General features: G+C 37.3%; 9 protein-coding genes and 1 pseudogene. 4 read left to right on the top strand and 6 right to left on the bottom strand.

The window, feature by feature from the left end; all coding sequences use genetic code 11:
- The 5 genes and pseudogenes from HP456_RS11945 to HP456_RS11925 form a co-directional block, all read right to left on the bottom strand.
- Window positions 1-960: C40 family peptidase (locus HP456_RS11945; protein ID WP_172251339.1), on the bottom strand; the 960-nt coding region annotated here is incomplete at its 3' end.
- Between the two features lie 232 nt (window positions 961-1,192).
- Window positions 1,193-2,398 (bottom strand): annotated as a pseudogene (locus HP456_RS11940) (CDP-glycerol glycerophosphotransferase family protein); the annotation flags it as partial.
- A 71-nt stretch (window positions 2,399-2,469) separates the two neighbouring features.
- Complete coding sequence (gene tagH / locus HP456_RS11935) at window positions 2,470-3,276, bottom strand: teichoic acids export ABC transporter ATP-binding subunit TagH (RefSeq protein ID WP_172251337.1); 807 nt, start codon at window positions 3,274-3,276, stop codon at window positions 2,470-2,472.
- 17 nt (window positions 3,277-3,293) lie between these two features.
- Window positions 3,294-4,115, bottom strand: coding sequence for an ABC transporter permease (locus tag HP456_RS11930; protein WP_172251334.1), 822 nt, complete (start codon window positions 4,113-4,115; stop codon window positions 3,294-3,296).
- A gap of 164 nt (window positions 4,116-4,279) precedes the next feature.
- Window positions 4,280-7,636: a CDP-glycerol glycerophosphotransferase family protein gene (locus tag HP456_RS11925; RefSeq protein WP_172251332.1), complete on the bottom strand. Its 3,357-nt coding sequence runs from the start codon at window positions 7,634-7,636 to the stop codon at window positions 4,280-4,282.
- A 313-nt stretch (window positions 7,637-7,949) separates the two neighbouring features.
- On the opposite strand from HP456_RS11925, the gene HP456_RS11920 reads away from it, so the two are divergent.
- The 4 genes from HP456_RS11920 (at window position 7,950) to HP456_RS11905 (ending at window position 12,666) form a co-directional block, all read left to right on the top strand.
- Window positions 7,950-9,503, top strand: coding sequence for a glycosyltransferase family 2 protein (locus HP456_RS11920; protein WP_172251330.1), 1,554 nt, complete (start codon window positions 7,950-7,952; stop codon window positions 9,501-9,503).
- A 154-nt stretch (window positions 9,504-9,657) separates the two neighbouring features.
- Complete coding sequence (locus tag HP456_RS11915; protein ID WP_172251328.1) at window positions 9,658-10,749, top strand: acyltransferase; 1,092 nt, start codon at window positions 9,658-9,660, stop codon at window positions 10,747-10,749.
- 346 nt (window positions 10,750-11,095) lie between these two features.
- Window positions 11,096-11,488, top strand: coding sequence for a glycerol-3-phosphate cytidylyltransferase (gene tagD / locus HP456_RS11910; RefSeq protein ID WP_172251326.1), 393 nt, complete (start codon window positions 11,096-11,098; stop codon window positions 11,486-11,488).
- Window positions 11,488-12,666, top strand: coding sequence for a CDP-glycerol glycerophosphotransferase family protein (locus HP456_RS11905; RefSeq protein ID WP_172251324.1), 1,179 nt, complete (start codon window positions 11,488-11,490; stop codon window positions 12,664-12,666). Before tagD ends, HP456_RS11905 begins: the two co-directional genes overlap by 1 nt.
- Before the next feature lie 60 nt (window positions 12,667-12,726).
- Here HP456_RS11905 and HP456_RS11900 read toward each other — a convergent pair.
- Window positions 12,727-13,226: N-acetylglucosaminidase (locus HP456_RS11900; RefSeq protein ID WP_172251322.1), on the bottom strand; the 500-nt coding region annotated here is incomplete at its 5' end.

The raw sequence follows: 13,226 nt of genomic DNA, 5'->3' as shown, positions 1-13,226 counted from the left end.
TGCGTGAATGAATTTATTATCTCCTACGTAGATTCCCAAGTGTGAAATACCTTTTTTATAGGTATTCTCGAAAAAGACCAGGTCTCCAACCGCAGGTTTGTTAACATAGAACGAACGGTTATAATAGCCTTCACTTGAGGTACGAAGGATATTGACGCCGGATTTATTGAATGCATAATAGATGAATCCACTGCAATCGAATCCTGCGGCAGTTGAACCTCCCCACACATAAGGCTTGCCTAGCTGTGCTTTAGCCTGAGAAATGAGCTGATCTGCATTGAAAGAACCACCGTTGTCTGCTTCAGGAGCCGGCTTTGAAGGTTGAGATGGCTGAACACCTTGTGTCGCCTGAAGCTTCAATACCTGTCCAACATAGATCATATCACTTTTAAGGTTATTGTGTTTCTTTATTTCCGCTACGCTGACCTTATATTTAAGGCTGATATGCGAAAGGGTATCACCTGATTTGACAGTATATGAACCAGTCGCAGAATTTGCCGGCGGTTTGACGGGAGCAGGCTTAGAAGCAGTTTCTTCTTGAGGTGTTGATGCAGCTCCTTTTGAAACGGTGAATTTCTGACCTGGATAAATCAAATAACTCTTTATATTATTCCAATTTTTCAATTCTGCCAGAGTGATAGAATGTGCATTAGCTATAGCTATAAGAGTATCCCCGGACTTCACTGTGTACGTTTTAGCTGATTCGGTCTTGGTAGGTGCTGCAGGAGCAGAAGGAGAGTTATCCGACACCGTTGTTAAATTCAGCACTTGATTGGGATAAATCACATCTGATTTCAGTTTGTTTGCCTGCTTTAAATTGGCAACTGTCAATTCGTACTTCTTAGCGATAGACCAAAGAGAGTCACCAGATTCAACCTTATGAGTGTTCGCGGCAACAGTTGAGACGAAAGTGGTCGACAGGACAGCAGTAGCTGCAAAAGACACAATTGTTTTTTTCACGAGTTTTCTCCTTTTATGTACTATTATGGTATATTTTTCTGTCATTTTACCATATATTACGAGGAAAAGGGGGATTATTTCTCGAATTACAATTTATTTTCTAGTACTTTATGCATAATTTTATTTTACTGGTATAAGTCTTCATAACTCTTTATGACAACTAAGGTAATTCGACATACTGTATAACAAAGAAAAAAGAAACCTATTCTGGAACAGGTTTCTTTTTCTTTGATTAACCTTTTCTTTTCGGCTGGAATACCTTTTCAACTACTCTTTCACTTGAGTTCCCGCTCTCTAAATAGCAGAATTTTTCATAGAATCCTTCAAAATTTGGTTGTACAAGCTGTTCTTTGTGCTGAATATGATGAATGACTTCTTCTGTCGTTTTTGCAAGCGGCCCTGGAGCTTGCTCTTCGAAGTCAAAATAAAACCCTCTCAACGTGTCCCTGTAGTTTTCTATGTCGTAAACGTAGAAAATCATCGGTCTTTTTAAGTTTGCATAATCGAAAAACACAGAGGAGTAGTCGGTGATCAACAGGTCAGAGATTATATACAATTCACTTATATCAGTATGATGGGAAACATCATATGCAAAGCCTGAATAAGCAGTGAGATCAAGGTTCTCAGCTATTAAGTAATGCATTCGCAGAAGAATGACATAATCATTCCCCAATTCTTTCTGCATCTTGTCCAGTTCGAGCCTAAGGCTGAATTTATACTTACCAATATCGTGAAATTCATTGTCTCTCCATGTAGGCGCATAAAGGATGACCTGTTTATCTTCAGGAAGATTCAATCTTGCCTTTATTTCAGCAATCGTTTCAGGATTATTATGGTTGTGCAAGTAATCATTCCTTGGATAGCCTGATTCGATCATATCTTTATTGAAACCGAACGCACGAGCGAATATTTCTGAAGAATAGCGGTTGGGAGAAATCAAATAGTCCCATCTGCTTGATTCTTGAAGGAAATTCTGTTTGTATTTCTCAGTATCCGTGCCAGGCATGTGGACTTCTTCCATATCTGCTGCAAGCCGTTTTAAAGGGGTGCCATGCCAGGTTTGCAAATAGACTGTATGAGCAGGTTTGGGAATCCACATTGGGAGCCTGCTGTTTGACACCCAGTATTTAGCTCTTGCCATTTTAAACAGCCAAGGGATCGAAAACCTGGTAAGCGTATTCAGGTCCTTATCTTTAAAAGTATCTGAGTTGCGCAGGTCGATGCTCCAATACATTTCATAATCAGGGTGGTTGCTTTTCAGGTATTCGTAAATGGCTCTGGGATTGCAGCTGTACTGTTTGCCCAAGAAGCTTTCAAAGACAACCAATTTCTTTTTTGCCGGTAAAAGCCCTACGAGTACAAAGACTAGTTTATATAATCTTTTAACAGTATTCCCCTTCTTAATTTTGGACAGAAGTTTTTTCAACCTCGTGTTCACTCCTTTGTTATTACAGGACTGGTATATGCAGTAAAAAGAAGAACCATCAGGTTGTGGTTCTTCTTTTTATGTCATTGAGAAACAGGTTCTAAACCGCTTTGTTTACGCAAAGCGTCTTCCCTGAATTTTTTCTTTTCTGCTTTTGACATCGCTTTATAATCTTTAAAGAATTGTTCATATTGAGGAATGACTTCTTTAACCGGACCAAAAGCCTTGACTTCCCCATATTCGAGCCACAGAACTTTCTCGCAGAATGTCTTCATCTGACCGATTGAATGACTGACAAAGAACATGGTCTTTCCCTGCGCTTTGAATTCATTCATCTTTTCAAGACTCTTTTCGGAAAACGCTTTATCTCCAACAGATAATGCTTCGTCAATGATGAGGATATCAGGATCGATATGAACGGAAATGGCAAATCCAAGCTTTGATTTCATTCCGCTTGAGTAAGATTTAACTGGCTGATCAATAAATTTCCCTAATTCCGAGAATTCAATGATCTCAGGTTCAACCTCTTTGATTTTCTTCTTATTAAATCCAAGCATCAAGCACTTTAATTCAATATTTTCACGGCCTGTCAACTGGTTATTCAGTCCGGCAGCGACAGCAATCAAAGCTGTTTTCCCTTTAACCTCAACTTTACCCGATGTTTCTGGTATGATGCCAGCCAGTATATTGGCTAAGGTAGATTTTCCTGAACCATTTACGCCTACGAAACCTATGATATCCCCTTCATTTGCCTCGAAGCTTACATTTCGTAATCCATAAAAATCCTCGCCGTAGCTTTTAGGTGTTATAAGGTCAAGAATACGCTCAGATGATTTGTTGTATAGTTTATATTTTTTTGATACGTTTTCTACCACTACAGATTTGGTCATGTTAACCTCTTCTTTCCTTATAGAAAATCAACAAAGTGTCTTCTGAATTTCAAATGGATGAATGAGCCGAAAGCAAAGAGGACCAATACTAATGCCCAGAAATACATTGTATATTGAATATGCTCGATAAAATACCAGCCTTGCCCCAATAGGGCACTCCTGTAGCCTTCGACAATATAGTAAAATGGATTGATTTTCATGATTGTTACTAGTTTTTCACTTAGTAAGTCTTCCATATTCCAAAGAATAGGTGATAAATACAGCAGCATTCGCACAACCGATTGAACAACCATCTGTACATCACGAATGATTGTCGCCAGTGTGGATGTTATCAATGAAATGGCAACGATAACTGCAATGGCTGCAATCATGTAATAGGGCAGCTGTAAGTAATAAATAGTAACAGGGTAACCCATAAATTGAAAAATCAAGATAGAAATCCCCGTTAGATATAGATGGGGATAAAATTTAGACATGATGACATATGATGGTATGGCACTCAAAGGGAAACTCATCTTTGAGAGCATTTTAATTCTTGTATAAATGGATTTTGATGCTTGGACAATTGCCGGATTGATAAAGAACCAGACAACCATACCGGCAAGCAGCCAGGGAAAGAATGGTACTCCGTCAACATCCGATCTTCCTTCTCCACCGCTCTTTAAGCCATATCCAAAAACAAACCAATAGATAGCGATTTGGATGCCGGGATTTAATATTTCCCAAAGCATTCCTAAATAATTATTTTTGTTAGCACTTTTAAGTTCGTATAAAGAGAGCCTTTGTATCAGATAAAAGCTGCTGATCTGCTCTTTAAAAACTGTTACAGCTGATTTCATATTGATTCCTTTCTTTCAGACCAAGCTGAAAATAGCTTGGTTTATTAAGGAGGCAACTGGAGTACGTGTTTCCTCATAGTCTTAAACTATTCTGCTACAAATCTCGATTTACTTCAATTACTTTTTCATGGAAGAAGGAAAAAGGACGAAAATTCCGTCCTTTTTCAAATCTTCTTAAATACATGATCAACAATTCGTTTGGAAGCTTGACCGTCTTCAAGATAACAATATTTCTCGAGGAATGCTTTATATTTATCCTGATAGTTAAGCTTTACTTTTTCAATGTTTTCAATTGATTCTATAATTTCTTCGGTGTTATAAACGAATGGGCCCGGAGCTTCTTCTTCGAATTCCATATAAAACCCGCGAATATTGTTTTTATATTCTTCAAGATCATATGTGAAGTATAAGATTGGCTGATTTGTATTGGCAAAGTCAAACATGACCGAAGAGTAATCGGTGATTAGGATATCACTGATTAAGCTAAGTTCCTGGATTTCAGGATAACTGGATACATTGTAAACAAAGGAACTGAGTTCTTCGGGAATCGTCAGCTTGTTGCTGATGATAACATGCATGCGAAGTAATATGATGTATTCATCACCTAAGCGTTCTTTCATTTGATACAAATCCATCTTGATATCGAAAACAAACTTATTTTTACCTGAAGTTTCATTGTCACGGAATGTAGGTGCATACAGGATGACCTTCTTATCCTTCGGAAGCCCCAATCTGCTCTTCACTTTACCGGATATATCTTCTTGATCCGGTTTGTAGAATACATCGTTTCGGGGATAACCAGCCTCTACGATGTTTCCTGTATATTTAAACGCACTCTTGAACGCCTCTGTCGCATATGAACTTGGTGAAACAAGATAATCCCATTGCCTGGTTGCTCCATGGACGCGTTCAAGATAGTCATCAGATCGACCTTGAATATTTTCTATATCAAAGAGCATCTTTTTCAGCGGTGTGCCATGCCAAGTTTGTAAATAAGTAGTACCCTTACGTTTCGTAATGTAAGTAGGGAAGTTCTGATTATTCACCCAATATCCTGATTTTGCAAGATAATAGAAGTACTGCGGGCTCAACCTTTTAATCTGTTTTCTATCCCTGTCACGGACAGGCATGGTCTGATTGTATACCCAGATCTTCTTGTAAGGAAGCTCTCTCTTGACGATTTCTTCATAAATATAGCGTGGGCTGTCGGCATATTGCTTTCCGATCCCGCTTTCGAAGAGAATCATATTTCTGTCTATTGGTACTACCCGTTTAGCTGCTGCATAAAACCATTCCATTGAGGGCTTATACCACTTACTGCGGCGATAGCGGTTAAAAAGAGCAATAGCAAGTGGCTTCTCCAGGATTTTTTCTGAAAAAGTCTTATGGATTTCAACATTGTCAATGACATTGTAAATCCGTGCAGAAGAGTTTACATCTCTATATTTCAGGAATTTACGAGACCTATCCTGATGTTCAGGCAGCATAATAAATGATTGACTTTCATATTTCATAAGTGCCTGTAATAATTGATCTGCTTCTTTCGCAACAATGCCCGGCAGATCATTATCAAGGTCCAAATGTGACGGGTGCTTGCCGATAAAACGATCCCTGTCGAATTGATAGTAGATAATAGGTTTATTTAAAAAGCTGAAATCAAAACCGACACTTGAATAGTCGGTGATCATCAGTGCGCTTTCCTTCAATAGTCTTTGTACATCCACATCTCCCTGATTAATGAGCGTGACAGGCGCATCTGTAAAATACTTTGTGAACGTCTGCATATTCGGGTGCAGACAGAAGACGATTTCCATTCCATTTCGTTCAGCTAAAGCATGCAGCTTTGGGTGGTAAACAAGCTCCCTGAATCGTTCGAAATATTCGCTCTCTAAGAAGCTTTCTTCATTGTTGATCCAGTCACGCCAAGTAGGGATTATCAGTATTTGGTTTTTTAAAGGTACATCATTTTTCAGCAGATTATCAAACCTTGACAGCCCCGTGACCAAAACCTCTTTAGGTTTGTAGCCGAAATCATTTACAATCATTTCCTTCTCAAAATCTGAGCTTACAAGAAAAAGATCAGTATTAAAAGACGCAGCTTTTTTTCCGTAATTAGCCACCATGTTTTTTGTTCCCATTACCCCGTGTTGAAGGAAGACCTTGGTAGCCTTAACAAGGCTTTTATAACGGGGAGTTCGGAGTGGATATAGATAATCCGGATGATGGGATGAAATGACTTTAGTCGCAATAATTGAATTCCAAACATGTTCCTTGGATTTAAATGTGAGGACATTCCCATAAGGCTCTACATTCTTTCTTTCGGGAGAATCCTTCTCAATAACATAATAAACGTTTTTTTCAGGATGGTTCTCTCTCAAATATTTAAAGAAGTGATACCCGGTATCTTGTGCTTTGTAAGGACGTTCACCGACGAGCCAAACGTCTTTTTTGCGATTTATTAATCGGTGAAGCCAGGCAAATTTTTGTTTAGCCAATAAATAAGCAAACGTTTCTTTATCGTATTCATACACTTCCAGCGATAAATTAGATGCTTTAAATGTATAGTAAGGGTTAATAATCGAAACGGTCTCTCCAGCTGTGTAGTGGGTTTCCTTTATGAAATATCTTGATCTGAAGGTCGGTCTGCCGATCCGGATAAGTTTTTCTTCCTTTTTGTCATGCAGCTTAAGTGTTAGATATACATCATACACATCTTCCTTGAGTACGTTTCCATTGCAAAGTTTTTCAAAATCTAGAGCGGCATGATATTCATAACGATTCAATCCATACTTTTGGTGTGTCTTATCATTCCAAGTGACAGAAGCTGGACCTATTATTTCTTCATTTGTATTACGCCCTTTTAACGTAAGGCTTGCGTTTAAAATCATTGAATTTCGAGTGAATAGTTTTCCTGCCAAGTCTAATGTCCCTTTTTTAGCAGAAAGCTGATCAATTTGTATTTTAGTGGGAGTATCAGGCTCTCCATTTAATAGGAAAGAAAGATTTCCTTTTGTTGTTAAGTAGCATATGCCTTTTTGGTCCTGGAATTCAACGAAATCAAGCTGATTACGTGAAGTATGCTCGAATCTGCCCAGCCGAATAAGATATGAAGCGTACGATTCATTATCCTTATCAAAAAAGGTTGCTTTGTCTTCGATATTTTTATAGGCTTTTTCGCTTAAACGGGCGACAGGGACGGTGAGCTTTATATACCAATCGAAAGCTTGCTCCCTTTCATCATAGCGGGACGACAGTTTCTTAATTAAATCAGTGATCGAAAAATGAAAGTGGAAATGTTGTTTATCCTGTGATTGGTTCATATGAATGTTAAACCAATCATCACTATTTGTACGGGATGTAAGCCAAAGTTCTTCTACTTGATAGTAATCAGTAGCGAGCTTTCCACTGAATGAAAGACTGTCACCCTCTTGTGAAATTGAAATTTCCTGTTTCAACCTATTCTTTTTATTCGTGCTGCTTTTACTATTCTTTGTAAACATATTTAAAAGTTTCGTGAGCATATCTCAGACCACCATCTTCTGAATTTTTATAGAAAAAGTAAATATAGACCACTCAATAATAAATGTTTTTTCAATTTTCGACAAGGACCGATAGAATACTTCATTGATCTCGTAACTATAGTCTCTTCTCTGCAATGGAAATTATTATAGCTTATTCATTCGGACAAGAATCAACGATGCAAGGTGTAAGGAATGTTTAGGAATTGTCATCTTTATGTTACGGATGTAAAGAATATTTAAAATATTTTAACGTTAGTGAAAGCAGGAGAGCGGGTATAATCATTGAAGGTATATTTACTGGGAGGATTGCAAAATGAGTAGATTGGATGGAGATTTTGGTGAAAATGCGAGAAATATAGTGAATAATAAACGATATAAAGTGTTGAACCACCCTCATAGCTTCATGAAAAAGCTGTTGGATAGCAGCAAAAAAGTTACAGTGGTAACAGCCGCTTACAATGCAGAGAAGTTTATTGGGAAGACCATCGAATCAGTGCTTAACCAATCAATGGGTGCCGAACACATCGAATATATCATTGTTGATGACTGTTCAACTGATAAAACGGCTGAAATTGTCCAGTCTTATGCGGCTCAAAATAAAAATATAACGTTTGTTTCTTTACTCGAGAATACCGGTTCTCCCGGTACTCCAAGAAATATCGGGATTGAACTTGCTACCGCCAGTTATATAACATTTTTGGATGCCGATGACTGGCTTCATCCTGAAGGTTTGGATTCCCTTTACTCAATCTTTGAAGAAACCCAAGATGACTATGTGGTAGGGAAAACAATTAAAGTAGAGAAGTCAGGTGAAAGTATAATAGGAGAATTTGCTTGTGTGAAAGAAAGAAGAAGCATTTCTCCGTTCGATGTCCCGCATTTCTTCTATCATATGGGTCCCACGGCCAGAATGGTAAAGCGAGAATTGCTAATGGAACAGAATATCCGTTTTCCCGAGATGCGTTTTGGGGAAGATAAAGTCTTTTTCTCGGATATATTCTTCAAAGCCAAGACTGTTTCAACCACAGTTCAACCTGTTTATTATGTGAACAGATTAGAAGAGAACAAAGACTCTTTAACCAAAACGACTGACGTTCTGGAAAAACGGAGAAATGATCTTGAGATTATCAACTATATTAAGTCTAAGAATCTTCCCCTGTATATGGAGAAGACAGCACTCACGAGAATGTATGAGTATGATTTTCTGCGTACGTTTGACAGCAATCTATTTGTGAATTCCAAGAACAAAGAAGCGTTCTATCAATTGTTCAGGGAAGTGATTGAAACAACAAAGAGCCTAAGGTATCCGTTTTTAGATGAGTTTAAAATGCCGTTTTACAAGGCAGCTGCAGAGCTGTTCATGGAGAATCGCATTGATGATTTCACAAAGCTTTTCAAATGGCATAAAAAAGAGAAGCATAAGAAGTACGTCATTAAAGACGGATTGCCATTTTTCGAAATTCCATTTTTAGAGGATAACTATCATTTAATCAGGATTCCGATGCTGGCAAGTGCTATGGCTCAGGAATTGGAAGGAGAAAATGCATATAAACAAACGTTCGAAGTTTACGGAGACTACGTAAACGAAATAAATGAGATTGTAATTAGAGACCGCTCAAAGACTGACAATGATTTAATATGTGAAGTGGAACTGAATAATAATGAAGGTTCTTTCATCGTTTCAGTACAGGAACTTAACCGCCTGGATGATTCCTTATATACTGTTTTTATCCGATATAATGATTACCAGCTGGCAAACCTGAAAGTTATTCCGCAAAATCATATTACCTATAAAGACAGGGAGTTCCTTTTCTATACGACAAAGGCTGACAACCTTGGGCTTTCAGTTAAGCCAACAATGGAATAACTAGTTAAAATTTGCGTGAGCTTTCCTTAAGCTCACTTTTTTCAATATGCTTGATAGGATAAGACATAAATGTAATCAGTATTTAATTTCCACAAGGACTCGAATCATGTTAAGTTAGCACGAAGGTTGTTGTTGAATAGAGGTGTTTTTTACTATGGAGAGGAATTATGCAATTGATTACCTCAAGTTTTATGCAATATTCGCTGTAATTTTAATTCACACAGGCCCATTTGAAGGGGCAGCCATCTTTGGGATTGATGGATACTATATTGACTTTACCATCGACACGCTGTCGAGGTTTGCTGTACCTTTCTTTTTTATTTCTTCCGGTTATTTATTTGGAATGAAAATGCAGACTACTAAAAGCAGGAGCATCTACTTCAGCAGCTATGTGTCGAAGATGGTGAATTTGTTCCTGAGCTGGTTTATCTTTTATTTACTGTATGATTTGTTTGTTAAGATTTTCTTTGGGTCCTTCAACCCCTTCTCTGTTCCGGAAATTATCAAGTTCATTGAAGAAAATATCAAATTGGAGGTCTTCTTTTACGGGGCAAGTACAGGTTATCAGTTATGGTATCTTATCGCACTTATTTGGAGTATTTTAATTCTATTTGTATTTGTGCATTTAAATAAGTTGAACCTTCTTTTGTTCATTAGTTTAGGGCTGAATATGATCGGTCTTTTCAGTCAGTCCTATTCCGGATTGATCACTCTTCCGTTCGGGACGAGGGATGCCTTTTTCTTCGGATTACTTTATACAACTTTAGGTGCTTATGCAGCATATAACGAGAAAGCCATCAAAGGACTGGCATTACGGATAAAACCAAAAAGGTTAATTGCACTATTTAGCATCTTTTCTTTCCTGTTAATTATAGAAAGAGCGGTAACTGTGTTTCTATTGGATGGGAAAATAGGAGATTACTTTCTCATGACGCTGCCAATCACAATCAGTCTCTTCTTATATGCATTATCTAAGCCCGCCCTGGGAAAAGATTCGCTATTCACTAAAGTAGGTAAAGAATCTGTCGGGGTTTATGTCATTCATGTGTTTTTTATAAAATTCATACACTTGCTTACAGATGTAGCAGGGTTCTCATCACTAGAGGAAAATATCCTATGGCATATCCTGTTTAGTCCTATTGTATTTGTGCTTTCTTATCTATCTTATGGTGTACTGCAAAAAATGAAGAAACGAAAGTTTAATCCTCTTTTCAAAAGGATGCATGCTGTGGTTTGGAAGCAATAGAAAATATTTCAATTGTAAATACAGTGTAAATCTATTATGTTAAGGGTATTGTGTATGTAGTTCACTGAAAATTCATCAATTGAACTCTTGCAGTAAGAAGATGCCTCGTTTAAAATGATGTATAATGGAAGGAATGGCATTTTTCGACAAAGTATATTACAGAATTGTAAATGTACGATAAACTCATTGTAAAGAGTATCTAGTATACTACTAGATATAAACTATTTGATTTGTTAGATAGAATTATATTCTGTCAGCTTACTATAACTATAAGTCACTCGGATTAATTGTATATATTAGAATTGTAAATTGTTATTTAAGTTACAATTACAGGAGGAGACACGTAATGAAAAAAGTAATCACTTATGGAACGTTCGATTTACTTCATTGGGGTCATATCAATTTATTAAAAAGAGCAAAAGAACTGGGTGACCACTTAACAGTGGCAATCTCATCAGATGAATTCAATAATTTAAAAAATAAAAAATCATATCACAGTTTTGAAAATAGAAAGATGATTCTTGAATCCATCAGATACGTAGATGAAGTAATCGCTGAGGAAAATTGGGAACAAAAGGTGTCCGATGTTGTAAACAAAGACATTGATGTATTCGTTATGGGAGATGATTGGAAAGGTGAATTTGACTTCCTTAAAGAACACTGTGAAGTAGTTTACCTGCCAAGAACCATCGGGATCTCAACGACAAAAATTAAAAAAGATCTCGTGAACGTAAAATAATGCTTAGAGAGCTTGCGGTTACACTTTATCTGGTTATCTTCAGTATAATCTTTAAAATAAGCAAATGGTTTCCTTTACAAAATAAAGTAACATTTGTTGTATCTTTTAGTGAAAATAACAAGAGCATTTATAAGGAGATGTTACGACAAGATTTATCTTGTCGTACTCTTTTTTTAACGACAGAAAAAATGTATTCTTCCTTCTCGAAATATGAAGAGGCATCTACCCTGCTTTTTGAATTGAAAAAGCCATTGGATTTTATCTGCTCTATTTATCATTTGGCAACTTCCAAGGTAGTATTCGTTGATAATTATTATGGATTCCTCGATAAATCAAACTTTAAGCCGACAGTGGAATGCATCCAATTATGGCATGCCAATGGAGCCATAAAAAAGTTCGGATTAAAAGACCCATCAATTGAATCGAGAAGCAAGAAGGCTTTAAAGCGGTTTAAATCAGTTTATAATCGCTTTAGCAAAGTAATAGTTGGGTCTGAAGCGATGGCGGACATCTTTAGACAAGCATTTGAAGTCACCGAAGATAGAATCCTCCGGACGGGTATTCCTAGAACTGATGTCTTCTTTGACCCCAAAACCCAACTTCACGCTCAAACAAAGCTTTATCGGAAATATCCTTTCTTGGAAAATAAAAAGGTTCTGCTTTATGCACCTACTTTTCGTGAAAATCAGTTGATGGATGCTGAAATGAAGCTGGATCTGAAGAGTATGGCTGAACAATTCGAAGATCAGTATGTATTGCTTCTCAAATTTCATCCGGCTGTTAAAAACAATATCAATATTCCAAGTGAGCTATCACACTTTGTGTATGATTTTTCCGATTATCATCAGTTAAATGAACTTTTATTTATCACGGACACTCTAATAACCGATTATTCATCTATACCATTTGAATATTCATTGTTGAATCGACAGATTGTATTCTTTCTTTATGATTTAGAAGCATACGAAGAAGAACGGGGGATATGGGAAAACTTCATCAAATTCCTGCCAGGTCCGATTGCTTATTCTTCGGATGAAGTTTCTACTCTTATTCAGGATGGAAACTTTGATGAAGAGAAAGTCCGTTCATTTTCATCAAAATGGAATGAATATTCAAACGGTGATTCGAGCAAGAATGTTCTGGAAATAGTGAAAAATAAATTAACACAGCCTTATTAATAACTAAAAAAGCTGAAGTGCAATCCAGATGGATGTACTTCAGCTTTTTAATGTTGAACATTACTTTACTACATAATATGGCTTATCAAAATAGAGAGTATAGTTATCCAATAAAGCATAAAGACTAAAAATACTGTCTACTTGCTTAGCTGCCCAGCCGATATCAGTAGCATATTGGTGGCTGCCTTCAGGGTTCCATCTCATTTTGTATAGGGTATCCTGTTGGAAACCGTCTCTGTAGATGTAGCCGCTGCTGATCAGTTCAGCTCCGCCGATAATCGCTGCCTCAGGTGTAAACCACCCCTGTTCATAAGCAGTTTTGGCGCCGCATTCTAATGGACAGCTATCATATGCACCATAACCATACATGTTGTATACTTTTTTACCTTTATACATCGTCCCTTTAGCGAGACTTGATGTACCGTGTCCCGTCTCAAGTAATGCGTGAGAAATCAGGTATACTTCGTTCACTTTATATTTATTAGCGGCATCAATAAATGCCTGCCCTTTACCAGCCAGAACGCCTTTACCAGCCAAGACTTTGTCATTGACTTCTTTAA

This window comes from Bacillus haikouensis (assembly GCF_013179555.1).
GTDB lineage: Bacteria > Bacillota > Bacilli > Bacillales > Bacillaceae_B > Rossellomorea > Rossellomorea haikouensis_A.
This window is presented reverse-complemented; position numbering and strand designations above follow the sequence as displayed.